This is a genomic window from Rhizobium album (assembly GCF_003122325.1).
Classification (GTDB): domain Bacteria; phylum Pseudomonadota; class Alphaproteobacteria; order Rhizobiales; family Rhizobiaceae; genus Metarhizobium; species Metarhizobium album.
This window is the reverse complement of sequence record NZ_QFBC01000011.1, coordinates 1-24,638: the sequence shown is the minus strand read 5'-3', so window position 1 is coordinate 24,638 and position 24,638 is coordinate 1. Positions and strand designations below refer to the sequence as shown.

Annotated in this window: 23 protein-coding genes and 1 pseudogene; 10 read left to right on the top strand and 14 right to left on the bottom strand. The window is 64.0% G+C overall.

All coding sequences use genetic code 11. From position 1 onward, the window contains the following. The first annotated feature begins 52 nt into the window (after positions 1-52). The 6 genes from DEM27_RS21015 to DEM27_RS20990 all read left to right on the top strand — a co-directional run bounded on the left by DEM27_RS21015 (position 53) and on the right by DEM27_RS20990 (position 7,085). The gene (locus DEM27_RS21015) at positions 53-1,567 is read left to right on the top strand and encodes a sugar ABC transporter ATP-binding protein (protein WP_109460218.1); all 1,515 of its coding nucleotides are present in this window, start codon (positions 53-55) and stop codon (positions 1,565-1,567) included. Continuing rightward, positions 1,564-2,601, top strand: a complete 1,038-nt coding sequence (locus tag DEM27_RS21010) for an ABC transporter permease (RefSeq protein ID WP_109460217.1) — start codon at positions 1,564-1,566, stop codon at positions 2,599-2,601. Before DEM27_RS21015 ends, DEM27_RS21010 begins: the two co-directional genes overlap by 4 nt. Before the next feature lie 56 nt (positions 2,602-2,657). After that, entirely contained in the window at positions 2,658-3,515 is an 858-nt protein-coding gene (locus tag DEM27_RS21005; RefSeq protein ID WP_109460216.1) for an FAD binding domain-containing protein, read from the top strand. A gap of 14 nt (positions 3,516-3,529) precedes the next feature. Further along, on the top strand, positions 3,530-4,000 hold the full coding sequence (locus tag DEM27_RS21000) for a (2Fe-2S)-binding protein (protein ID WP_109460215.1): 471 nt from the start codon (positions 3,530-3,532) through the stop codon (positions 3,998-4,000). Positions 4,001-4,005: 5 nt separating this feature from the next. Then, the gene (locus DEM27_RS20995; RefSeq protein ID WP_109460214.1) at positions 4,006-6,375 is read left to right on the top strand and encodes a xanthine dehydrogenase family protein molybdopterin-binding subunit; all 2,370 of its coding nucleotides are present in this window, start codon (positions 4,006-4,008) and stop codon (positions 6,373-6,375) included. A gap of 182 nt (positions 6,376-6,557) precedes the next feature. Then, entirely contained in the window at positions 6,558-7,085 is a 528-nt protein-coding gene (locus DEM27_RS20990) for a DUF992 domain-containing protein (protein WP_109460213.1), read from the top strand. Positions 7,086-7,151: 66 nt separating this feature from the next. Here DEM27_RS20990 and DEM27_RS20985 read toward each other — a convergent pair whose 3' ends face one another. The 4 genes and pseudogenes from DEM27_RS20985 to msuE all read right to left on the bottom strand — a co-directional run bounded on the left by DEM27_RS20985 (position 7,152) and on the right by msuE (position 10,393). Continuing rightward, complete coding sequence (locus DEM27_RS20985; RefSeq protein WP_245445996.1) at positions 7,152-8,423, bottom strand: MFS transporter; 1,272 nt, start codon at positions 8,421-8,423, stop codon at positions 7,152-7,154. A 127-nt stretch (positions 8,424-8,550) separates the two neighbouring features. Further along, on the bottom strand, positions 8,551-9,000 hold the full coding sequence (locus DEM27_RS20980) for a cupin domain-containing protein (RefSeq protein ID WP_109460370.1): 450 nt from the start codon (positions 8,998-9,000) through the stop codon (positions 8,551-8,553). A gap of 75 nt (positions 9,001-9,075) precedes the next feature. Next, a pseudogene (locus DEM27_RS20975) lies at positions 9,076-9,801 on the bottom strand (alpha/beta fold hydrolase); the annotation flags it as partial. 46 nt (positions 9,802-9,847) lie between these two features. Beyond that, complete coding sequence (msuE, locus tag DEM27_RS20970; RefSeq protein ID WP_280954529.1) at positions 9,848-10,393, bottom strand: FMN reductase; 546 nt, start codon at positions 10,391-10,393, stop codon at positions 9,848-9,850. A gap of 224 nt (positions 10,394-10,617) precedes the next feature. Here msuE and DEM27_RS20965 point away from each other — a divergent pair, with 224 nt between their 5' ends. Next, the gene (locus DEM27_RS20965) at positions 10,618-11,844 is read left to right on the top strand and encodes an acyl-CoA dehydrogenase family protein (protein WP_109460211.1); all 1,227 of its coding nucleotides are present in this window, start codon (positions 10,618-10,620) and stop codon (positions 11,842-11,844) included. A 136-nt stretch (positions 11,845-11,980) separates the two neighbouring features. Beyond that, the gene (locus DEM27_RS34705) at positions 11,981-12,787 is read left to right on the top strand and encodes a LuxR C-terminal-related transcriptional regulator (RefSeq protein WP_245445992.1); all 807 of its coding nucleotides are present in this window, start codon (positions 11,981-11,983) and stop codon (positions 12,785-12,787) included. A gap of 257 nt (positions 12,788-13,044) precedes the next feature. On the opposite strand, the gene DEM27_RS20955 is transcribed toward DEM27_RS34705, so the two are convergent. The 6 genes from DEM27_RS20955 to DEM27_RS20930 form a co-directional block, all read right to left on the bottom strand. Continuing rightward, on the bottom strand, positions 13,045-14,250 hold the full coding sequence (locus tag DEM27_RS20955) for an aminotransferase class V-fold PLP-dependent enzyme (protein WP_109460210.1): 1,206 nt from the start codon (positions 14,248-14,250) through the stop codon (positions 13,045-13,047). A 10-nt stretch (positions 14,251-14,260) separates the two neighbouring features. Then, the gene (locus tag DEM27_RS20950) at positions 14,261-14,722 is read right to left on the bottom strand and encodes a RidA family protein (protein WP_109460209.1); all 462 of its coding nucleotides are present in this window, start codon (positions 14,720-14,722) and stop codon (positions 14,261-14,263) included. A 36-nt stretch (positions 14,723-14,758) separates the two neighbouring features. Then, positions 14,759-15,541, bottom strand: a complete 783-nt coding sequence (locus tag DEM27_RS20945) for an amino acid ABC transporter ATP-binding protein (RefSeq protein WP_165823516.1) — start codon at positions 15,539-15,541, stop codon at positions 14,759-14,761. A gap of 4 nt (positions 15,542-15,545) precedes the next feature. Beyond that, a complete protein-coding gene (locus tag DEM27_RS20940; RefSeq protein ID WP_109460207.1) occupies positions 15,546-16,193 on the bottom strand; it encodes an amino acid ABC transporter permease in 648 nt (215 codons plus the stop codon). Continuing rightward, complete coding sequence (locus DEM27_RS20935) at positions 16,194-16,859, bottom strand: amino acid ABC transporter permease (RefSeq protein WP_109460206.1); 666 nt, start codon at positions 16,857-16,859, stop codon at positions 16,194-16,196. Positions 16,860-16,945: 86 nt separating this feature from the next. Then, positions 16,946-17,824: a transporter substrate-binding domain-containing protein gene (locus DEM27_RS20930; protein ID WP_109460205.1), complete on the bottom strand. Its 879-nt coding sequence runs from the start codon at positions 17,822-17,824 to the stop codon at positions 16,946-16,948. 162 nt (positions 17,825-17,986) lie between these two features. On the opposite strand from DEM27_RS20930, the gene DEM27_RS20925 reads away from it, so the two are divergent. Further along, complete coding sequence (locus DEM27_RS20925) at positions 17,987-18,757, top strand: IclR family transcriptional regulator (RefSeq protein ID WP_245445990.1); 771 nt, start codon at positions 17,987-17,989, stop codon at positions 18,755-18,757. 83 nt (positions 18,758-18,840) lie between these two features. On the opposite strand, the gene DEM27_RS20920 is transcribed toward DEM27_RS20925, so the two are convergent. After that, complete coding sequence (locus tag DEM27_RS20920) at positions 18,841-19,362, bottom strand: DUF1269 domain-containing protein (protein WP_109460203.1); 522 nt, start codon at positions 19,360-19,362, stop codon at positions 18,841-18,843. Positions 19,363-19,701: 339 nt separating this feature from the next. Here DEM27_RS20920 and DEM27_RS20915 point away from each other — a divergent pair, with 339 nt between their 5' ends. Further along, on the top strand, positions 19,702-20,439 hold the full coding sequence (locus tag DEM27_RS20915; RefSeq protein WP_245445988.1) for a GntR family transcriptional regulator: 738 nt from the start codon (positions 19,702-19,704) through the stop codon (positions 20,437-20,439). A 7-nt stretch (positions 20,440-20,446) separates the two neighbouring features. Here the strand turns inward: DEM27_RS20915 and DEM27_RS20910 are convergent, their stop codons facing one another. The 3 genes from DEM27_RS20910 to DEM27_RS34085 form a co-directional block, all read right to left on the bottom strand. After that, positions 20,447-21,886, bottom strand: a complete 1,440-nt coding sequence (locus tag DEM27_RS20910; RefSeq protein ID WP_109460202.1) for a xylulokinase — start codon at positions 21,884-21,886, stop codon at positions 20,447-20,449. 92 nt (positions 21,887-21,978) lie between these two features. Beyond that, the gene (gene tkt / locus DEM27_RS20905) at positions 21,979-23,994 is read right to left on the bottom strand and encodes a transketolase (RefSeq protein ID WP_165823515.1); all 2,016 of its coding nucleotides are present in this window, start codon (positions 23,992-23,994) and stop codon (positions 21,979-21,981) included. A gap of 104 nt (positions 23,995-24,098) precedes the next feature. Beyond that, the coding region (locus DEM27_RS34085) for an alpha/beta hydrolase (RefSeq protein WP_165823514.1) at positions 24,099-24,638 on the bottom strand (540 nt) is incomplete at its 5' end.

The following is a 24,638-nucleotide window of genomic DNA, read 5'->3' as shown; positions in this document are numbered from 1 at the left end:
ACACGGACCCGGCCAGTTAGGCCGGGTCCTTCTCCCGACCGAGGATTTTTGGATGCCAAGCTCCGCACCGCTCGTGGAGATGCGCCGGATTACCAAGACGTTTCCGGGTGTCACCGCGCTTGACGGCGTCGATTTCACGCTGCTTTCCGGCGAAGTGCACGTGCTCTTCGGGGAGAACGGCGCGGGCAAATCGACCCTCATTTCCGTATTGTCAGGCGTCTATCCGCAGACATCGGGCGATCTCAGGATCGATGGCGAGGATATCGCCCTGTCGTCGGTCAAGGATGCCAAGAAACATGGCATTGCCGCCGTTTTCCAGGAATTTTCCCTCGTGCCCACCCTGACGGTGGCGGAAAACATCTTCCTGGGGTCCGAGCCGATGCGCGGCCCCTTCGTGGATCGCCGGGCCATGGTCATCCAGGCCCGCAAGCTTTTCGCCGACCTCGACTTCCCCATGAACGTCAAGGCCCGCGTCGTCTCCTTGTCGCGCGCCGAACAGCAGATGGTCGAAATCGCCAAGGCGATCCATTCGCAGGCGAAGATCCTGATCCTCGACGAGCCGACGGCGTCGCTGACCGAACGCGAGACCGAAACCTTGTTCCGCATCGTCCGCGAGGCCAAGGCCCGCGGCGTCGGCATCATCTATATTTCCCACCGCATCCAGGAATTTTCCGCCATCGCGGACCGGATCACGGTGCTGCGCGACGGTCGCCTGATCGGCACCGTCGGCGTGCATGATCTCACGCCCGCAGGCCTCGTCGAAATGATGACAGGCCGGGCGATCGACGAGATCTATCCTCCGATCACACGGCAACCGGATGGCCCGATCCTGCTCTCCCTGCGCGGCTTGAAAGCGTGGGGCGTGAGCGGTGCCGATATCGACGTCCGCGCCGGCGAAGTTTTGGGGGTCGCGGGGCTGGTGGGCAGCGGCAAATCGCGCACCTGGCGGGCCGCCCTGGGGGTCATCCCCATGACCGCCGGCTCGGTAACCCTCAAGGGCGAGGATGTCAGCGGCAAACCGACCCGGCGTTTTCTGAAGAACGGCGTTTTCTACCTGCCGCCCGATCGCAAGGCCGAAGGCCTGATGCTCGGTGCAACGACGCGCCAGAACGTCAATCTCGGCCTGATCGACCGCGAGGATTCCAACGGTTTCCTGAAGATGCTTTCGCCCGGAAAGATGCGCGGCATCGCCGATCGCATCGCCCGCAAGGTGGATCTTTCCGACGCCTACATGGCGCGGACGATTTCCAACCTCTCCGGCGGCAACCAGCAGAAAGCCCTGTTCGGCCGCGGCTTCGGCCAGGACTATGACGTCTATATCTTCGACGAACCGACCGTCGGCGTCGACATGGGCACGCGTGCGGCGCTCTACAGACTGATCAAGGAAATCGCCGAGGCCGGCAAGGCCGTCGTTGTCATCTCCTCCGATCTTCCCGAGGTCATGAACCTCGCCCACCGGCTCGTCGTCTTTTCGGCCGGCCAGATCTCGGCGGAGCTTTCCGGCGACGACATCGACGAACAGACCATCCTGAAAGCGTTCTTTGCAAACGAAAGGCAGACCGCATGAGCACCAGTGCGCCCGTGGCCGCCGAAAGCGGCGCCAAATCCTCCTTTTCCCCGGGGAAGGCCGTCAAGGCCCTGTTCATCCGCGCCGGCGTGCTGCCGTTTTTCCTGATCGCGGCGCTGATCATCTTCTCGCTGGCATCGACCCAGTTCCTGACGGTGCAGAACATCACCAATGTCGCCCGCCAGTCGGTCTATCTGATCCTCGTCTCGCTCGGCCAGATGCTGGTGCTGATCACCGGCGGCTTCGACCTTTCGGTCGGCACGGCGATCGCCATCACCTCGGTCGTTTCCGCCTCAACCATGGTGGCCATGGCCGGCGTCTTCCCGGATGCCATCTGGCTCGCCATCACCATCGGCCTGGCCGCCGGTTTTGGTGCTGCGCTGGTGATGGGCCTCGTCAACGGCGCCGGCATCGCCGGCTTCGGCGTCTCGCCCTTCATCATGACGCTCGGCGTGCAGTCGGTCGGCGCAGGCATCGCGCTGTTCATCACCGGCGGCGTGCCGGTCGGCGGCCTGCCTTATGAATTCAGCGATTTCTTCGGCTTCGGCCGCATCTTCGGCGTGCCGGTTCCCGTCCTCGTGGCGCTGATCGTCATCGTGCTGATGTGGGTGCTGATGAACCGCACCCGCACCGGCGCCCGCATCTATGCGATCGGCGGCAACATCAAGGCGGCGCATCTCTCCGGCATCAACACCCGCAAGACGCTGTTCATCGCTTATATCATCTGCTCGCTGCTCGCCTCGCTGGCCGGCATCCTGCTGACGGCGCGTGTCGAAAGCGGCGAGACCAACCTCGGCGGCACCATCGCGCTGGAATCGATCGCCGCCTGCGTCATCGCCGGCGTGTCGCTGCGCGGCGGCATCGGACGGGTGGAGAGCGTGGTGCTCGGCGCCTTCTTCATCGTGCTGGTGCAGAACGGCATGAACATCATGCAGATCGGCTCCTACATGCAGATGGTCCTGCTCGGAAGCCTGCTGATCCTCGCCGTGGTCATCGACCAGCTGCGCTACAAGATGCTGATCGGCGGACGGTAACCCGCCTCCGGTTTTCGCCCATCATCCTGCCCAACCCCACGGAAGGACAAGACGCCATGGCCCATGCCGACAACCTCTACATCGCTGCCTCCGTTGCCGATGCCGTCGCGGTCCTCGCCGACCGTGCCGGCACCGCCACACCGCTGGCCGGCGCCACGTGGGTGATGCGGGCACCGCTGCGCCGCGAACCGCTAGCCCATTCCTACGTGGCGATCTCGCAGATCGAGGCGCTGCAGCGGATCGACATTTCCGAAGACGAGGCGGTGATCGGCAGCTGCGTCACGCATGCAAGATTGGCCGAGGCGCTTGCCGGACGGGGCGATCTCGCCGCCCTGGCGACGGCCGCAGCCAAATCCGCCAATCCGGCCGTAAGGCAGGCGGCAACGGTCGGCGGCAACCTCTGCACCGCCGATTTTGCCGCCGCCGATCTCGTTCCGGCGCTGCTCTGCCTCGATGCTGCCGTGGAGCTGGAAGGGCCGGGCGGCCTGCAACGCCTGCCGCTGCAGGAATTCCTCAGCCTTCGTCACGCGCTGCCTGTGGGCTCGCTGCTCTGTCGTATCGTCGTGCCGCGGTCGGCGGCACGCTCGGCCCATGCCCGCCTGCCGCTGCGCAAGGCCGGGGATTATCCGGTGGCCATCGCCAGCCTGTCGATCGAACAGGACGACAAGGGCATCGTCACCCGTGCGGCCGTTGCCGTCGGCTCGGTCGAACCGGTGGCGCGGCGATGGCCGTCGCTCGAAACCGCGCTGGTTGGCCGGCCGCTCAACACCGCATGGATAGGCGTGCAGGCCGAACGGTTGGCCGAGGAGTTTACCGGCCGTGACGGTATCGAGGCACCCGGTTGGTACCGCGTCAAAGTGCTTCCAACGCTCGTCCGCCGCGCCGTCGAAGCACTTTCGGCGCAAACCGCCTGAAACGGAGAGAGACCATGCCGATCACACTCATCGTCAACGGCGAGGAACGGGCCACCCAGGCCGCCCCGATGACGCCGCTTCTCGACGTGCTGCGCGAGGAATTTTTCCTCACCGGCGCCAAGGCCGTCTGCCGCGAAGGATTTTGCGGCGCCTGTACCGTGCATGCCGACGGCATCGCCCGCATGTCCTGCCTGATGCCGGTCGGCCTTGCCCAAGGCTGCGCCATCACGACGGTGGAGGCGATTGCCGCCGATGGCGTGCTCTCGCCACTGCAGCAGGCGCTCGAAGACCATGATGTCGTGCAATGCGGCATGTGTTTCCCCGGCATGGTGATGAGCCTCACCAAATTCCTCGAACAGAATGCCCATCCGAGCCGCGACGAGATGAAGACGGCGCTCGCCGGCAATATCTGTCGCTGCACTGGTTACGAACGCATCATCGATGCCGTTCTGGCACTCACCAACGCCCCTCAAGCCGCGGAGTGAAATCGATGTCCGATCCGGCCAACGCAGTGATGAATTTCCCGCGTCGGGATGCGCGCGACAAGCTTCTCGGCCGCACCCGCTACACCATCGATCACGTCCGCCCCGGCGTGTTGCACGCCGCGCTGCTGCGCTCCGAAGTGCCCTCGGCGCGCATCCTGCGTATCGATACGTCCATCGCCCGCAAGATGCCGGGCGTGCGGGCCATCGCCACCGCTGAACATGCTCCCGGCCTGCACGGCATCGGCATCGCCGACCATCCGCTCTTCGCGCAGGACGTCATCCGCTACGACGGCGAGCCGATCGCCGCCGTCGCCGCCGATACGCTGGAGCAGGCCCGCGCCGCCGCGGCCGCCATCGTCGTCGAGCTGGAAGAAATCCCGGCGGTGATCAGCATGGCCGAGTCGCTTGCACCTGGCGCACCGCAGATCCACCCCGACTGGAAGAAATACGAGGTGCTGGTCGAAGGTGCTGCCCGCGGCGGCAACGTCGCCTGGGAAGCCACCGTTGCCCGCGGCGACACCGACGCCGCCTTCGCCCGGCCGGACGTGCAGATCATCGACAGCACCTACCGGGTCGGCCGCCAGAACCACGTCTCCTTCGAGCCGCGCGCCGTCGTCGCCTCCTTCGAGGACGGCCGGTACCACATCCAGACCTCGACGCAGGTGCCGTGGACCGTGCGCAACATGACGGCGCGCATCCTGCAGGTGCCGGCCTCGCATGTGCGTGTCACCGTGCCGGCCGTCGGCGGCGGTTTCGGGCTGAAATTCGATTGCTCGCTGGAACCCTACGCCGCCGTGCTGGCGCAGATGTCCGGGCGGTCGGTGTCGCTGGTCAACAGCCGGCAGGAGGAGATGCTGACCTGCCTCTGCCGCGAAAACGCCGAAATCCGCATCCGCTCGGCGGTGACGAAGGACGGCGAGATCGTCGGCCGCGAGGCGACCGTGCTGATGGATTGCGGTGCCTACGGCGGCGAGCAGATCTTCCTGACGACGATGACCGCACACACGCTCGGCGGCAACTACAAGCTCGGTTCCGTGCGCCTGTCGAGCCGCGCCGTCTATACCAATACGGCCCCGAACGGCGCGTTTCGCGCCTGCAACGGTGTTTACAACACCTTCGCCCTGGAGCGGCATACGGAAGAGATCTGCGCCGCTCTCGGCATGGATTCGCTGGAGTTCCGCCGCCGCAACGTCCTGGGCGACAAGGATCTCGGCGCCACCGGCCAGGTCTTCGAAGGCAATGTGCTCGGTCCGATGCTTGAGCGCATGGCGGCACTGCGCGAAAAATCGCCCTCGCGGAAAACTGAAGCCGGCGACCGGCTTTACGGCCGGGCGACGACGGTCGGGACCTGGTTCATCTTCATCGGCCCGTCCTCGGCCACCGTCAATCTCAATGCCGATGGCAGCGCCACGCTGGTCACCTCCGGCGTCGAGATCGGCTCCGGCACCATGATGCAGTCGCTGCCGCAGATCGTCGCCAACAGTCTTGGTCTCCGCCCGCAGGATGTCATCGTCAAGACGGCGGATACGGATGCGTCGGGCCTCGACCTCGGTGTCGGCGGTGGACGCACCACCGTCTCCATCGGCGCCGCCAGTTCCGCCGCCTGCGAAGAAGTCCGCAAGAAGCTGCTGTCGGTCGCCAGCGAAATGCTGCAGACCAAGCCGGAAAAGCTGGTGTTGACCGGCGGGCGCATCGAAATCGCCGGCATCAAGGGGTCGGGCACCACCATCGCCAAGGTGGTGGAACGGGCCCAGCAGGTCATGGGACCAGTCTCCGGCAGCGGCGCCTTCACCGCGCCGGGCGTGCCGTCGATGCCGGGCTGCGCCGCCGGGCACTTCATCGATGCCATCGATATCCCGGTGTTTGCCGTGCACGAATGCGAAGTCGCCGTCGATCCCGATACCGGCCATGTCGAGGTGTTGAGCTACAAGGTGGTGCAGGATGTCGGCCGCGCCCTCAATCCGCGCGCCGTGCTCAGCCAGATCCAGGGCGGCGTGGTGCAGGGCATGGGATATGCGCTGCACGAGGAAGTGTCGATCGACGCCCATGGCCGCATCGAACAATCCGGCTTCGAAACCTACCGGCTGCCGCTGGCGCTCGACGTCGTGCCGGTCGAGATCGACCTTTACGAAGGCGCGCCGTCCATCGGCCCGCTCGGCACCAAGGGGGCAGGCGAGGTGCCGATCCTGAACGTCGGCGCCGCCATCGCCTGCGCCGTCTCGAACGCCACCGGAAAACGCGTGCAGGAGCTGCCGTTGACGCCGCCGCGGGTGCTCGCCTTGTTGCTGGATCGCAACGAACCGCTGGATTTTCCGCATATCAGCCCGACCTGGCACGACAACATCATCCATACCGGCATCCACGCTTCGCTTTGATATCAAAGACATACAGGCGGCGTCCCTCCTTCGCCGCCTGTTGATGACGCATCCTCCTGATCATGCATGCCTCAATGCTGCCGATTTGGATCGATTTACGATGGTGTGCGTTATCCCCGCAGCATTCTTCCGCTGCAGTCGCCGGGGCCTCCCTCCGGCGACGATCCCCAAAGGAGAGACACATGAAGAAGACCCTGGCCCTGTCGATGCTCGCCGCATCGCTTTCCCTCGCCGGCGGCACCATCGCTTACGCAGCCGACATGACGGCCGCTCCCACCTACGAGACACCGCCCGGAGAGCGTGACGGTGTGAAGATCGGCTATCTCGATTGCAGCATCGGCGGTGGCGTCGGTTATGTCCTGGGCTCCGCCAAGGGCATGGAATGCGCCTTCAAGCCCGCCCGCAACAGCGAGCCGCTGGATCATTATTCCGGCGTGGTTCGCAAGCTCGGCGTCGATCTCGGCTTCACGACGCGCAGCCGGCTGATCTGGGCCGTCTTCGCGCCGACCGCCGGTTATCACCAGGGTTCGCTCGCCGGCCTCTATGAAGGCGCGACGGCCGAAGCCACGGTCGGCGCCGGCATCGGCGCCAACGTGCTGATCGGCGGCACCAGCGGCTCGATCCACCTGCAGACCATCAGCGTCACCGGCCAGCTGGGCCTCAACGTCGCCGCCGGCGGCGCGTCGATGACGCTGACGCCGGTGGATTAAGACATCCTGTCGGAAAAAAATCCTCCCGGCGGGCGGGGGCCTGCGCGGGAGGAGACAGGGGAAAGGTCAGCCGCGCGACGTCGAACCGACGACCGGGCCGCTGGCGACACGGCCGGTCTCGCGGGCAAGCGCCACGATGATCGCCAGCATGATCGCCTCGGCGATGGCGAAGGCCAGGAAGGCGCTGGCGAAGGAACCGCCCGACACCTTGATGACCACGCCCATCATCCACGGCGAGATGAAGGTGGAGAGGATGCCGAAGATCTCAGCATATCCCACCGCCGCCGTCGCCAGTTCGTCCGGATATTTTTTGCTGAGCAGGGCGAAGATCGCGCCGCCGCCGAAGAGCGCGATGCCGCTGAGCAGCGCCATGATCACCAGCCAGACGAAGGGCAGGGCGGACATGGTGCCGATGGTGAACATCACAGCCACCAGCAGCGCCAGCACGGTGCCGAACTTGATCATCGCCGCCTTGCCCATACGGTCGGAGATGTAGCCGCCGATCACCAGGAAGAACACCTGCGACAAGCCCATCAGCGTGCCGATCAGCGCCGCGTCCTCGACAGGCATGGCATGGATGGTGATGTAGGCCGGGATCACCCAGGTAGCCGTGCCGGCGATCGCCATGGTGCAGGCCGAGATACCGAGGCCGCCGACGATGATCCAGCGCGACTTGAAGATGCTGGAAAGCGAAACATTGGCGGTGCGGTCCTTTTCCGGCTCCCAGAGGAAACCCGAAATGCCGATATGGGCGGGACCGTTGCGGGTGAACAGCACGACACAGACGGCGACGATCAGCGTGCCGGCAGCGAGGATGCCGAAGAAGGTGCGCCAGCCATAAGCGATGGTCAACGGAATGCCAAGGGCGAAATCCAGCGTGATCGCCAGGCTGTAGGCGGCAAGGATGAGGCCGATGACGCTGCCGCGGCGCGCCTGCGGGAACCAGCCGACAATCAGCTTCATGTTGCCGAGGAAGATCGCGGCATCGAAGAAACCAACGAAGAGGCGCAGCGCGATCAGCTGGCCGTAGCTCTGGACATAGACCTGGGCCACCATGCCGAGGCCGGTGCCGGCCAGGCCGATCAGCAGCATGCTGCGGGCAGTCATGCTCTTGCTCACCTGCGACCAGACGATCATGCCGAGACCGTAGGTCAGCGCAAAGATGCCCTGCGCCAGGCCGGCCTGCGCCGGATCGAGCTGCAGCGTTTCCGAGATGAACGGAATGACGGCGGCGAAGGCGTACCAGTCTGCGGCCAGGAACATTTCACATAGCAGCGCCAGCGTCAGCATGCCGATCTGCCAGCGTTTTATTCTGGATTTGTCGAAATCCGATAACATTTCCCATTTCATTGGTCGGGTTCCCCTTGTTTGAAACGAATGCATCCGCGGCTGCCTTTTCGCGGCAGCTCTTCAGGTGTTGCCGGTGCGACGGTGGTTTCCCTTCCGCCCGCCGCTCCGAAAAAGCTCAGGCGCCGGGCGGCGGCAGGAAATCCACCTCATGTTCGGCAGCGATACGCACCACCTCGGCCGGATCGCCGACATTGTGGATGCGTTCGAAAAGGCCGCGCAGCTTGCCGGTCGGGGCGACCCAGAACACACATTTCACGATGGTGTCCTTGGAGTTGTTGAAGATGCCGTGCGACTGGCCCATGGGCAGGCGGATGGTGTCGCCGGGCTTGGCGGAAGCTTTCTCGCCGTCGAGAAGCAGGTCCAGCTCGCCTTCGAGAAGATAGATGAACTCGTCCTGTGTCGGATGGATATGCGGCGGCACGAAGGTGCCGGGCGGCAGCACCGCATGCCAGGCCATCGAGGCATCCGATTGCTGTTTCAGCGTGTAGGTCTGGCCTAAAATGCTCCAGACGATACCTTCGTAACTTTCGCTGCTTTTGGTCACGCCGGCCGGCATGGAAACCATGGTCTGTCCTTTCTGATTGCTGGCAATGGTGTCTGCGGTGAAGAAGGCGAGCAGGCTGTCCGCCGCCTCCGGCCGTTCCTCGAAGAGCAGGTGACCGGTCTCCGGGAAAAATTCGGCACTGGAATTGGGAATGAGCTTCAGCCAGGTGTCCGCCGCGCCGGCCGGGCGCATGCGGTCGGCGCTGCCCCAGAGAAGCAGGGTGGGTGCGGCGATGCGCGGCAGCCAGCGCTCCAGCTTCGGGTTGCCCTGCGGGTCCTGCGCAAGCAGGCGGCCAAGCCCCATCATCTCGCGGCCGAGCGCTTGATTGAAGGCTGGGTCCGGCCCCTTGGGGAAATAGCTGACGGCCACCATCGGATCATGCGTCAGGTATCCCGGCAGATCCTGAGGGGCGACGACCGAGAGGTCCGGCACGGGATGCTCGTTGACGACCAGTCCGGCCGGGGCGACGAGAGCGAGGCGACGAATTTTTTCACCGAACCGGGCTGCATATTCGGCGGCGATCCAGCCGCCGAGCGAAAAGCCGGCCAGATCGATATCGGAGAGGCCCAGCTGATCGAACAGGGTCGCATAATGCAGCACGTAATCGTCGATCGTCGTCGCACGGTCGTCATCGGCGGACTCGCCAAAACCCGGGTGATAGGGGATGAGAACACGGCGGTTGGATGCGATCCGCTTGGCGAACTCGAAGCCCGGAAAGGTACCGGCGCCATGCAGGAAGACGATCGGTTTTCCTTCGCCGATGCCGTAGACGACGGTGCGGATGCCGTTCACGTCTATTTCGGAACGGTCGAAACCGTCCATGGCGGCAAAGAACAGGGCGCTGGCGGTCTGTAGCATGGCAGATCTCCTATTCTGCGGCTTCAAGGCAATGGTGATGGACGAGGCGCGCGAGCTGGCCGCTGGCCGCGGCGATGCGCTGCAGAACGAGCGGGCTGGCCGGGCGGCCATCCTCGAAATCCGCCTCGCTGGCATAGACCGCGGTCGGCACGGTGCAGGCTTCGAAGAAACCGAAGAGCGGCCGCAACTGGTGCTCGACCATCAGGCAATGGCGGGTGCCGCCACCGGTGGCCGTCAGCAACACCGGCCGGTCGATCAATGCCGCCGGCTGCACCAGATCGAAGACATGCTTGAACAGGCCGCTATAGGAACCCTTGTAGACCGGGGTGCCGACGATCAGTGCATCGGCGGTCTCGATCGCCGTGATCAGCGCAGCCGCCTGCGGCGACAGCCGCCCATATTGCAGCGCATCGAGCTCCAGGCCCGCCAGGTCGAATATCTCGGTATCGATGTCATGGCGATCGGCAAGCTGGCCGGCCACCGCCTCCACCAGCGCTCGCGTCTTGGACGGTCTCTGCGTGTTGCCGCAGAAACCTATGACCTTTGGTCCAGTCATCGGCATCATACTCCCAGTCGGGCTGCGTCGCTTTCTTGGCTGTTCGCGGCCCGTGAAATTCCCACGGCTGCGAGTATTCGGCCGGACTTGACCAACAACAATTCCCCCAAATGGGGGCGTTGAACGCTCGCGGCATGACGGGAAGACTGATGGGGAATTGGCATCTCCGCCTTGGGGCGGCCGTGTCAAAACGCCAAGAAAAACAAAGCCAAGAGGGTGAATCCATGAACAGTTCCGTCACCAAGCTGAAGGAATCCCGCACCGAAACGTTTCAAGGCATGCTGGCCAAGGTGGAGAGCATCCTGCCCGCGATCGAAGCCGCTGCGGAAGAAAGCGAAGCGCTCAACCGCCTCTCGGACACCACATTCGAACTGCTGAAAGCCAATGGCCTCTACAGCATGCTGATGCCGAAGGAACTCGGTGGCGCGGAACTGCCGCATGTCGATGCCATGCGGCTTGCCGAGCGTGTCGCCTGGGCGCATGGCTCTGCCGGCTGGTGCGTCGTGGTCAACAATGCCGTCGGCGGCGTGCTGTCGGTCCTGCTGCCCGATGACGGCGCCGAGGAAGTGTTCGCCGGTGGCGCCGATACCATGGTGGCCGGCAACGGCGTGCCGCGCGGTTTCGCCCGCAAGGTCGAAGGCGGCTACATGATCAAGGGCCACTGGGCCTATGGCAGCGGTATCCATCATGCCAAGTGGATCCACTCCGGTTGTTTCCTCACAGACGACGACGGCACCATGCTGAAGCTGCCGAACGGTGCGCCGCGCATCGTCGTCACCCACCATCCGCGCGACACGATCGTGCTCAAGGGAAATTGGGACGTGCTCGGCCTGCGCGCCACCGGCAGCTTCGACTACACGCTGAAGGACGGTCCGGAACTGTTCGTGCCGGATCGCTGCTGCTACGATTTCGCCGTTGCCGAAGCCCAGCGCGGTGGCAAGCAATCGACGCTCGGCCTCGTCGGCTACACCGCCTGGGGCCATACCAGCTGGGCGCTCGGCGTCGGCCGGCGCATGCTGGACGAACTGGCGAAACTCGCCTCCAAGCGCATCGACGCTTTCGGCAAGATGAACGAAGGCGGGGTCTTCAAGTTCGAGTTCGCCCGCGCCGAAGCCAAGTATCGCTCGGCCCGCGCTTTCATCTACCAGTCCTGGGGCAGCCTGGCGGATACGTTTGCCCATGGTGGCGAAGCCTCCGTCGAGCAGATCGCCGATATCAAGCTGGCGCTCCGCCATATCCACGACGTCATTTCCGAGGTCAGCACCTTCGCCCACCGTGCGGCCCGCGGCGCCTCGCTGCATGACGGCGTGATGCAGCGCTTCTACCGCGACATCCATTCCGGCACGCAGCATATCCTGATGGCGGATGAGGTAGTACAGGAATGCGGCCGCGTCTATCTCGGCGCCTACGGCCCGAATGCGAAATGGGAGGTCTTCGGCGTCAACGGCTGATGCCGTTCACATTTCCGTCATAAGGCGCTTGCTTTTGGTCAATTTTGCCGCAAACTTCGGCTTACGGCAAAAAACTCAAGAGGGGAGGGGCAAAAAAAGCCCCTCGAAAAAGCGCCGTCGACAGGAAGGACAACGGATGAATCCGGGTGATGACGTGACACTCGTCCCGCCGAGGGATTGCATCGGCGATGCGGTTTTGAGCATCGCCGCCAGCCGCTCGCTGCAGACGCTCGGTGATGCCTGCCGCAACGGCATCAACCGTTTTATCGGCATGGGCGCCATCGGCCTGTATTTCCTCGACGAGCACAAGCCTTATCTGTTCTACAGCAAACAGGCGCCGGAAGGTTTCATCCGCGAATATGGCGACACGTCCTACCGCAAGGACCCCATTCTCGAACATGTCGTCGATACCGGCCGACCCATCGACGGCGCCGAATTGCTAGGTGCCTCGGGCTGGCCCCTATGCGACAATTTCGGCCTGCTCAAGCGCTGGGGTTTCACCCACTGCATGGCCGGTCCGCTCTATGTCGAGGACCGCATCGTCGGGGTGATCTACACGGCGACCGGCGGCAAGACGGCCACCTATCCGCAGGAAGCCCGCGACGGCATGGAGCTTCTCTGCCGCGCCGGTTCACTGGCGCTGACCAACATGGTCGAGACCGGACGATTGTCGAGCCGGCCGATCGCCTGGGCGGAAAAAACCCACCCGCTCGGTCTTGGCCGCGCCAGCCGCGATTTTTCTGAAAACGAGACGATCAAGCAATTGCCGGAACGCTCCCGCGAGGTGGCGCTGCTGCTCTGCCATGGGCAGTCGAACAAGGAAATTGCCCGCTCGCTCGGCATTTCCGCCTACACGGTCAAGGACCACATCGCCCGGCTGTGCAAGCGCCTCGAGGCGCATAACCGTACGGAACTGGTGCAGCGCATGTTGCGGGCGCATTGAGGCGCCTGTCCTTGCTTGAGAGAAGCGCTTGTGACGGTGGCGCCGAAAAGGGCTGAAAAGCCGCACCGGTCCGTCATCTTCGGCCTCGTGCCGAGGATCTGCCTGCGACTGCCAAGCCACTGACGATGAAGAATATATCTGAGGTGCTTCGATCCTCGGCACGAGGCCGAGGATGATGTCGAGACGTTGGAACGGTCGATCCGCAAGCTGGCCACCTGGCTGGCCGTGGATGCCCCATCGATCGCTCTCCTCGGATATCAATCCGGCCAGCGCAGCGCCGCCGCCGTCGATTTTGTCGGTGTCAGCATGGCATTGTCCGGGCGCGACGGCGCCTCGATCAAGCGAACGATCTGATCGGCAACCGTGTGTTCCTCGCCGGGATGCAGATTGCACGGATCGAGGTAAAAATGCCCGCGCTCGACTTCGTGATTGCGCACGATGATCGGCGGCGAAGAGGCGGCGAGCGCCTGCGCCAGGCCGGCGGCGGTAAAGCCGCTTTCCGGCAGCACCTTGATTTCCAGCCGGTCCAGCGGGTTGCTGGTCGGATCGGGGATGATACGTACGGCAAGGCCCTTCAGTCCGGCAAGGCGCGCCAGCCAGAGATCGAGCGCCGATTGCTCGCGGGCGCGGATGCCGGCGTGGTCGCGCTTTTCCCAGACCTCCAGCGCCGCCATGACGCCGGCAATGCTTTCCTTGCCCACCTTCATGCCGCGGCCGATGCCGCGGTTCTGCAGGTAACCGGCACGCACCAGATCCTTGCGGCCGGCAACGATGCCGCTGGTCGGCCCGCTCAGGAACTTGTGGCCGCTGTAGATGGCGATGTCGGCGCCGGCGGCAAGGAAGCCGCGCAGATCATATTCGGAAGCGGCATCGACGATGACGGGTACGTTCTTGGCGTGGCAGATCTCGATGAATTCAGGCAGGGACAGCATGCCGTACTGCACCGTATGATGCGCCACGACGTACAGTGCCGCCGCGGTCTTTTCGGTAATCGCCTCGTCGACATGGTAAGGCTGCGTGACGCTCACCGTGCCGGCAAGAACCGCCCTGGCACCACACATGCGGATCGACTGGTCGATGACACCGCCGTAATTGACCACATGGCCCATCTGGACGATGACCTCGTTCTTCAGGCCGGTCGTGTCGTCGGGCAGGCGTTCGATCGCCAGGAGCCGCGTGCCGGTCATCGAGCCGGCAATCGACATCGCGATGCTGCTGGCGGCGGACGCCGTGACGAAACCGGCCTCGGAACCGGTCAGGCGGGCGATGACCGCGCTTGCCTTGCGTTGCAGGTCGTCCATCTCGACGAATTGCGGGGCGATCTCAGCCATGGCCTTGATCGCTTCCGGCACGATGATCGAGGCGCCGAGCGCCGTCATCGTGCCGGAAACGTTGATGATCGGGCGAAGGCCCAGCCGTTCGCGGATGGGTTCGTTCGACAAGGTGTCCTGAATGGTGCTCATGATGGCTCCCTCAATTGTGCAGTTCGAAAATGGCTTCGATTTCGACGGTGATGTTGTTCGGCAGCGATCCGACGCCGATGGCCGAGCGGGCATGCTGCCCGGCCTCGCCGAACACCGCCACCATCAGGTCGGAACAGCCGTTGATGACGGCCGGATGTTCGGCAAAGTCAGGTGCGGCATTGACCAGGCCGAGCAGCTTCACCACCCGCTTCACCTGGTCGAGGCCGCCGACGCTCTCGGCGACGACGGACAGCAGGTTGAGGCCGGTCAGCCGTGCATGCTCGTAGGCTTCGGCCGTGGTCACATCGATGCCGACCTTGCCCTTCATCAGCGTGCCGTCCGCCTTGGCCGGTCCCTGGCCGGAAACATAGAGCATCGAACCGGCCCTGACGGCGTTGCGGAAATTGCCGATCGGAGTCTGTGCCGGGATGAGGTCAAGTCCGAGCGAACGGAGGCGGTCGCTATGGGTCATCGAAGGGCTCGCATTGGCTGGATTGAAGGGCTGGGATCAATGGGCCGTCGCGCTGAAACGCGACAGGAAGGAACGCAGACGGTCGTTTTCGGCGGCTGCCGCCTGCAGCTGGTCGGGCGGCACCACGGCGGACACCATGCCGTCCGCCATGAAGACGATGCGGTGGCTGGCGTCGCGGGCAAAGGCGATCTCGTGGGTGACCATCAGCATGGTCATGCCATCGCCGGCCAGCTGGCGCACGACGTCGAGCACCTCGCCCACCAGTTCCGGGTCGAGCGCGGAGGTGATCTCGTCGAGCAGCAGGATCTTTGGTTCCATCGCCACGGCGCGGGCGATGCCGACACGCTGCTGCTGGCCGCCGGACAGTTCGCCCGGCAGGCTGTCGGCCTTGTGGCCAAGCCCGACGCGGCCGAGCCAATGCAACGCGATCTCGCGCGCTTCCCGCTTCGGTTTCTTGCGGACCCGACGCAGGCCGAGCATGACGTTTTCCGCCGCCGTCAGATGCGGGAAGAGGTTGAAGGACTGGAAAACCATGCCGGTTTCGGCGCGCATGCGGGCAAGATCCACCTCGCCGCGACGGCGGCGCTGCGGCCCGTCGTTGCGATAGCCGACCTCGGTGCCGTCGATCCGGATCGAACCGCCGTCATAGGTTTCGAGAAAGTTGACGCAGCGCAGAAGCGTGGTCTTGCCGCTGCCGGACGGGCCGATGACGGTCACCACCTCGCCCTTCGAGACGTGCAGGTCGACGGCTTTCAGCACCTGGTGCTTGCCGAAGGATTTTGCCAGCTGGCGGATATCGAGGAGATGTTCTGAAGCCATGGTCTCAATCCCGGATATAGGAGTAGCGGCGCTCCAGCATGCGGCTGAGGCTGGAGAGGCTGTAGTTGATGGCGAAATAGATGAAGGCGCCGAGCAGGTAGAGCGGCATCGGCTCGTAGGTACGGCCGATCACCTGGTTGATCGCCTGCATCAGATCGACGACACCAAGCAGGGACACCAGCGCCGAGCCCTTGATGGCATCGGTGACACCGTTGATCCACGGCGGCAGGAACCGGCGCACCGCCTGCGGGAAGATGACGAACCGCAACCGGTCGGAGAAGACGAGGCCGATGGACATCGCGCCTTCCATCTGCCCGCGCGGAATGGAGCCGATCGCGCCGCGTACATATTCGATCACCTGCGCCGTCTTGAACAAGGTGAGCGCCAGCACCGCCGCCCAGAACGAACTCATGTTCAGGCCGAGCTGCGGGAAGCCGTAATAGACGACGAAGATCAGCACCAGGATCGGTATGCCGCGGATGCAATCGCTGAAGATGCGCACCATAAGCGCCACCGGCCAGGGGCCGTAGACGAGGCCGACGCCGAAGAGCACGCCAAGGAAAAGCGACAGCGCGACGACGATCGCCGAGACAAGCAGCGTGATGTAGAGGCCGTGGCCCAGGAAGGGGATGGCGTAGAGGATCTGTTCCATTCAGCGCTCCACCCGAAAGCGGCGCTCGACCTGGCGCAGACCGAAAAGAATGGCGTAGCCGGTGACGAGATACATGATGGTGGTGACGATATAGACCTCGACGATGCGGAAGGTGGAAAAATTGATCCACTGTGCCCCGTAGGTCAGCTCCGGCACGGCGATGACGGAGGCTACGGACGTATCCTTGAACAGCGAGATGAAGGTATTCGACAGGGCCGGCAGGGTGATGCGTGTCATCGTCGGCAGCCGCACGTCGATCAGCCTTTGCCACGGCGTCAGGCCGAGTGCCTTGCCGGCATCGAGTTGCCCGCGCGGCACCGCTTCCAGTCCCGAACGGAAAACCTCGACCAGATAGGCGCCGGCATAAAGCGACAGGGTCAGGACGAAGGAGGTGGTCGGGCCGTAGGCGATGTCGATGGCGGTCGGCAGGCCGTAGAAGACGAGATAGACCAGCAGGATCAACGGCACGTTGCGGATAAACTCGACATAAGCGGCGATGATCGCCCGCACGACGCGGCCTGCCGAAACATACCAGACTGCCAGGACAAGCCCGATCAACGCGCCGATGGCGATGGAAATGATCGCCAATTCGAGGCTGAGCAGCAGGCCGCCCCACAGCTTGTCGAAATGCCGCCAGATCAGATTAAAACTGAGATGATATCCCATGGATGGTCGCACCCTCGCCGGGAACTGCACTGGCCGTCCCGACCGCCGGCAACGCTGTCACGCGCCGGCGGCCGGACGGAATGGGATCAGATGCTCGGGAAGCCCGGCACGCGTGCTGGCGGTTCCAGGCCGAAATACTCCTTGAAGGCGGCATCGTAGAGCGCATTCTCATGGCCGAACATGGCGATCGAGAAGCTGTTGTTCACGAATTGCAGCCAGTCGAGGTCGCCCTGTTTGAGCGCGGCGCCGTAGAGCATGGCGTTCCACGACTTGCCGGCGTCGAAATAGCGGTTGGCATCGCGTGCTACCATCCAGCGCACCGTCGACAGATCGACGGCGGCGGCATCGACGCGCTTGGCTTCCAGCGCCTGGATGACGTTGGCCTGGGTATCGATCTGCATCACCTGCGCTTCCGGCAGCACCTTGTGGATGCTCTCTTCCGCATCGACGTTCTGCAGGATCGAGATGCGGGTGGCGCTGCCGCCGGCAAGCAGCTGGTCGAAGGTCTTGATCTCCGCATCCGGGCGGGCGAGCAGCGCCACACCTTCCACATAATAGGGGCGCGAGAAATTGATCAGCTGTGCGCGCGCCGACGACATGGTCATGAACTGGATGGTGATATCGACCTTGCCGGTGGTGACGTTCGGAATGCGCTGTGCGGCATCCTGCTTGACGAACTCCACCTTGGTCGGATCGTCGAACAGGCCCTTGGCAAGGATGCGGGCCATGGTGACATCCATGCCGACGAGTTCGCCGGCATCGTTTTCGAAATGCCACGGCGCATTGGTGCTGCCGGTGCCGACGATCAGGTGCCCACGGTCGATGATGGTGCGCAACTGGCTGTCGCCTGCCGCCTGCGCCGCGGCCTCCTTGCCGCTCATGGCAACCAGTCCGATCGCTCCTGCAGCGGCAACGCCGCCCATTCCAAGTTTCAGAAATTCACGACGCTGAGAAATATCACTCATCCTGGCCTCCAGTTTTCCGTTAAGGTTCCCGTAGAGCTTTGCGAAACTCTTTTTGTCTGATATACAGGACAACAATCCCGTATTCAGGACGATACAGATCGGGATGCCACTTGGCAATCCGCAACGAAAGAAAATGTGATGGATTTGGTCTTGAGTGCATTGATGGAACAGAAACAGGATCAGAACGGCCGCGAGCGAGGCATCGACCGCGTACTGAAGCTTTTCGCCTATCTCAACGATTACGGCCGGCCGGTGCGTGTCGCCGATCTTCCCAAGGCGCTCGGTGCGCCGCGCTCGACGATCTACGAGCTGGTCCGGGTGCTGACGGAAGCCGGGCTTCTCGAAGTCAGCGGCGAGGACAACCGCGTCTTCTTCGGCAAGCTCATGTATCTCTACGGCACGAACTACGTGCGCGAAAACGATCTCATTCACCGCGGCACGGCGGAGGTGGACCGGCTGTCGCGGGAAACCGGGGAAACAAGCGAACTCTGCGTGCTTTATCGCAACAAACAGGCGATCATCCACATGAGCCCGGGGTCGCGGCCGATGCGCATCAGCTCGGAGGTCGGCTCACAGATTTCCATCCCCTGGACGGCGTCGGGCCGGGTGCTGCTTGCCCATGCGACGGCCGATGAAATCGCCGAGCGCATCACCCCGGACGATCTCCTGCTTCCGGACGGACGTCTCCTGGCGCTCACTGATTTCGTGCAATCCTGCCACGACGCCCGCGGGCGCGACATCGTCGTCACCCGCGGGCTGATCAACTCCTTCACGCAATGTTTTGCCGCGCCAATCATCGGCCCGAGCGGCCGGCCGGAAGCGACGATCTGCCTTGTCGTGCCCATCGACATCAACGAGGCCCAGTCGGAACGGTTGCAGGAAACCCTGATTGCCAGCGGCCGCAAGCTTTCCGTGCAGGCGGCGCGGCGGTGAAGGGTCAAACGACACATCGCCGGCAGGCCCATGGGCCTGCCGGATCCGTTCTACGCTTGTAGACAACGGCTTTTGCGCCGTGTTCAGGCACCGGATGCGGCCGGTGACAGCGCCTGGCGCAATTTTTCCTCCTGCTCCGGCGAGAGCGACGTCTTGATGACGCGCCCCTGCAGGCCGTGCAGCTCCGCCATGACTTTCTCCGGCTGCACCTTGCGGATCAGCACGAACAGGGCCGAACTGTTGTTCGGAATGGTCTCGCCCAGCGATTTGATGAAGGTGTCGTCAATGCCGTAATCGCTCAGCGAGCCCGACAGCGCGCCGGCCCCGGCACCGATTGCCCCGCCGATGGCGAAGCCGGCCAGCGGATTGAGGAACAAAAGGCCGACAAGGCCACCCCAGATGCCGCCGGACAGCAATCCCGACGTCACGCCGATGGCCGTGAGATTGACGCTTTGCTTGAGATGCACCTTTCCGGACGCATCGCGAACCACGACGACGGCGTCCTCCAGATCGACCAGATATTCTTTTTGCAGGGAGTTCAACTTGACGAGAACGCGATCGGCTTCCTCCGGATTGTCAAAGCCGACGACGACGAGTTCGGACATGGTCATCTCCTGATGATGAGAGTTCAACGGTATAGATATAGGGTGGCCGCATCTCCCGACGATGTCATTTGTGGCATCCGGCGCAGCCTGCGACGAAATGGCGCCTCGGTACACAACCGCCGGGACATGACAAGATCAGAGACGGCAGGCTGGCCACGACCATACAGGAAAACGCGGACAAAGATTGCCCATGGCGTCCGGTTGGGATGCCGAAAACGGCAACATATTGAATCATCACCATGATTTCGCGTCCGGCTCGCGAGCGGTGCGACGCGTTGAAACAGAACTCCTTTCCGCTTACTATGATGTTCGGACAGGATACATTTGTGAGACGCCCCTTTGCCGACCATTGATCGCAGCACACCCATTCCGCTATATTTCCAGCTTGCCGAAATGTTGCGGGCGCAGATCACCTCGGGAGAATTTGCCAGTGGCGACAAGCTGCCGTCGGAACATGAGCTCTGTTCGCATTACGACGTGTCGCGTAGCGTCGTGCGCCAGGCGCTGCAATCGCTGTCCCAGGACGGGCTGATCGAAACGGAGCGTGGACGCGGCGCCTTTGTGCGCGAGCGCAAGGTGCCGATCACCCTGACCCAGAAACTCGATCCGCTGCAGGAGGGCATGGCGAAGGCCGGCTTCAAGCTGACCACCAAGATCCTGCAGCAGCGCCTGATCGCTGCCCCGAGCCACATCGTCGAACGCATCGGCGATGAAAAGGCGATCTTCCTGGAGCGGCTGCGGTATGCCGATGGCAAGGTGCTGCTGGTGGTGCAGAACTACCTGCCCTATAGCCGCGTGCCGCAGCTCCTGGAATTCACCGGCCTCGAAAACACCTCGCTCTACAATTATCTGCGCAACGATCTCGGCATCATCGTCTCCACCGGCAAGCGGTTCATCGAGATCGGCCGCGCCGACAACCATATCGCCCGGTTGCTGGAGGTCGAACCCGGCTCGCAGGTGCTGTTCAACCGCGAACTGACCTATGACCAGTCGGGAAATGCCGTGGAATATTACGAATCCTGGCACCACCCCGACCGCACGCGGCTGACGATCGACCTCTACCGCCAGAACGGCTGAATCCGTATCATCGCTGCTTGAGTTGCCGGTAGGTGGCGCGGAAGCGCCCGAAGAGGGCGTCCAGTTGCGGCCAGGACTGCGGCTCGATCAGCGGCCCGATCGTTTCGTTCTCGGGCAGGTCGTCCTCGTCGGCCCAATGGCCGGCAACGATGCCGCCGAGATAGGCCGCGCCGATGGTGGCATTGCCGGCGTCGACCACCGGCCGCATCGGCAATTGCACGGTATCGGCAAGCAGCTGGCGCCAGCGCGGATCGGTACTGCCGCCGCCGGTGAGGAGCATGTGGTCCGCGGCGACACCGGTCTGTTTCATCGCATCCCAGCTGTCACGCACGGTAAAGGCGATGCCCTCGAAAACCGCGCGGATCATCTGCGCCCGACCGCAGCCGAGGCGCATATCGACCCAGGCGGCCGACGCGTTGGGATCGAGCAGCGGCGCCCGCTCGCCGCCGACATAGGGCAGGAAAAGCGCGCCGCCATTGCCCGGATCGGGCTCGAAGGCAGCCTTGTACATGTCCTCCCAGGAAGCGCCGAGTGCGGCGCGCGCCCATTCGAAGGCCGTGCCGCCATTCTGCATCGCCGCCATCTTGTAGCGGACGGAACCGCAGCCGCGATAGGTGTTGTAGAACGGCTGGATGTCCGGGGTGATCCGATCAACCAGCGTCATGATCTGCATGCCGGAGCCGACCTGCAGCACGGTGGCGCCCGGCCGCGTCTGGCCGAGGCCGAGCAGGCAGGCAGCCGTATCGGCAAGGCCTGCAGCGATGGGAATTCCGGCGGGCAGGCCCAGCGTTTCGGCGGCCTGCGGGCGCAGCGTGCCGCCGCTTTCGGTCGAGCCGATGATATCGGGCAACATGTCGCGACGGATACCGACGGCGCGGATCATCGCGTCGGACCAACCGTCCGCCGCCATGTCGTAGAGCAGCGTCATCGAGGCATCGCTGGGTTCGGTGGCGCAATTGCCGGTCAGTTGCAAGCGCAGCCAGTCTTTCGGGGAAAGGGCGATGCTGGTCTTTTCCAGCACGGCCGGTTCGTTGTTGCGCATCCACAAGAGCGCCACCGCCGCCATGCCGGAAACGACGGGATTGGCAAGCGGCAACCGGACCGCTTCCGGCAACGCAAGGATTTCACCGACTTCCTTTACCGTCCGCACATCCGGCCAGAGAATGGCCGGCCGCAGCACCTTGTGGGCCGCATCCAGCGGCACGATGCCATGTGCCTGGCCGGAGAGGCCGATGCCGGCGATATCCGCCGCATGGCCGGCGCAACAGGCGTGCACCGCCTCGACGGTCTGGTGCCACCATTCGTCCGGCAGTCCCTCGGCGTAACCCGGCTGCGGCGAGTGGACGGGATAGGCGCGGCTCGCCTCGGAAACCGGTCGCCCGGCCTCGTCCACCAGCATCGCCTTGACGGAACCGGTGCCGAGATCGATCCCCAGGAACTTCGCCATGCCTTCCTCCTCTGCCCGGCACATCATGGATGCACGGTTCTACCGTGCTCCTCGCCCGCGGTATACCGCGGACAATTCACACCAATGACGCCTCAGGCAGATCCCGAAGCCAGCAGCGCCCGCGCCTCGCGGACGACACGGTCCGCGGTGATGTCGAAATGACGGTAGACCTCTGGTCCCGGCGCCGACTCGCCAAAACTGTCGATGCCGATCACCGTGCCCGGCCCCTTGAGGAACTGGTACCAGTAGATCGGCGACGCCGCCTCGACGAACACCGTCGGCACGCCCGCCGGCAGCACCGACTGGCGCCACTCCGCCGGCTGGCGCGCAAATATATTGCCGTTGGGCATCGACACCACACGGACACGCAGACCGTCGCCGCGCAGCGTTTCCGCCGCTTTCAGGGCAAGATCGAGTTCCGATCCGGTGGAAACCAGCACGGCATCGAGCTGCCCGGCAGCTTCGCGGGAGACAACGTATCCGCCACGCCGGATGGCCTCCACATCCCCCGCCGCATGCTGGACCGCGGCACCGTCCTGGCGCGCGGCGACGATGACCGTCGGCCCCTTGGCCCGCACCGCCTCGTCCCAGGCGACGAGTGCCTCGAGCTCGCTGCCCGGCCGCCAGAGCGACATGCCGGGAATGGCGCGCAGGGCGACGAGCTGTTCGCAGGGCTGGTGCGTCGGCCCGTCTTCGCCGACACCGATGGAATCATGCGTATAGAGAAAGATCGACCGCAGCTTCATCAGCGACGCCATGCGCACGGCGTTGCGGCTGTAATCGCTGAAGACGAGATAATGCGCCCCGAAGGGGATCAGTCCGCCATGGGCCACCATGCCGTTGATGATCGCCGACATGCCGAATTCGCGCACGCCGTAATGCAGGAAATTGCCGGAAAAATCGTCCGGGCGGATGGATTTCGATTGCCCCGTCCAGGCGAGGGTCGACACAGACACGTCGGCCGAACCGCCGATCAGCTCCGGCAGGTGCGCAGAGAGCGTCGCAAGCACCTTGCTGACCGCCTTGCGCAGAGGCTGCCGGACGGGCGCCGCCGCCAGCAGGCCGGCCGTGTAATCGCTCACGGTTTTCGCCAGCGCCGGCGCGGTTTCGCCGGCCATGCGCCGCTTGAATTCTGCGGCAAGTTCCGGATGGGCGCGGGCGTAACCGTCGAATAGCGTGTTCCATTGCGCCTCGGCATCGCTGCCGCGCTTGCGCGCATCCCAGCCTTGCGCCGCCTCCTCCGGCAGCACGAAAGCCTCGTGCGGCCATTTCAGCTGCTCGCGCGTCAGCGCCACTTCCGCCGCGCCGAGCGGCGCGCCATGCGCCTCTTCCTTGCCCTGCTTGTTGGGCGAGCCGAAGCCGATGACGGTGCGGCAGCAGATCAGCGTCGGGCTGCCCTTGTTGGCATGCGCGGCGCTGATCGCCGCATGCACCGCGGCGGCGTCGTGACCGTCGATCATGTCGATCACGTGCCAGCCGGCTGAGCGGAAGCGCAGGGCGGTATCGTCGGCAAACCAGTCCTGAACTTCGCCGTCGATGGAAATGCCGTTGTCGTCGTAGAAGACGACCAGCTTGTCGAGTTTCAGCGTACCGGCCAGCGAGGCCGCCTCCTGGGAAATGCCCTCCATCATGCAGCCGTCGCCGGCAAAGACATAGGTATGGTGATCGACGATCGGAAAACCGTCACGGTTGAATTCCAGCGCCAGCTTGCGTTCGGCGAGCGCCATGCCGACGGCACTGGCAAAGCCCTGGCCCAGCGGGCCGGTGGTCAGTTCAACGCCGGGCGTGATGCCATATTCCGGATGGCCCGGCGTCTTGGAATGCATTTTGCGATGGCTGCGCAGATCGGCAAGGCTCAGATCATAGCCGCTCAGATGCAGCAGCGAATAGGTCAGCATCGAGCCGTGACCGTTCGATTGCACGAAACGGTCACGGTCATACCAGCCCGGATTGCCCGGATTGTGCTTGAGAAAATCGTTCCAAAGAACTTCTGCAATGTCCGCCATGCCCATCGCCGTGCCGGGATGGCCGGAATTTGCCTCCTGCACGGAATCGATGGTCAGAAAACGGATCGCATTGGCCAACAAACGATGGTCACGACGTCCCACGGTGCCTCCTCGCGCCTGGTCTGCGCAATCTTATTATCCTGTACGTACATCTAGACAAAGCGGTACAGGTTGTCAAACGGCGCCGTGGGCACGCGGCAAGCGCGTTACGCCGTTTCCACCAGCCAATTGCGCATCAGCGGAACATCAGCCGGCGAGAGATCGTGCCCCGCACCCGTCACCTGCAGCAACCGGGCATTCGCGCCGGCGGCCGTCAGCCCCTGCAGCAACGGCTCGGCCTGTGGCCGGAACGGATCGTCCTCTCCGGCGAGCAACAGCACGTTCGTGCCGTTCAGGTCGGCGGCTGGCGGCTCCGTCAGGACCGGGACGGGTCGCAGCAGGACGACGTTGCGCAACCGCTGCGGATAAAGGAGCAGGAAGGCCGCAAGGAAATTCGCCCCGTTCGAGTGGCCGAGGAAAATGCTTCTTGCCATATCGATGTCGTAGACCCGTTCCGCTTCGTCAAGGAAAGCCGCCAGGGCTTCGGCTTCGCTGGCGATATCCTTCTGGTCGAAGGAGAGCGGCCCGAAACGGCGGAACCATCGCGGCACACCCTCTTCGGTGCTGCGGCCGCGCAGGGCAAGCAGGGTGGCATCCGGCGCCGTCCGCCGCGCCAGCGGCAGCAGGCTCATCTCGTTGCCACCGGA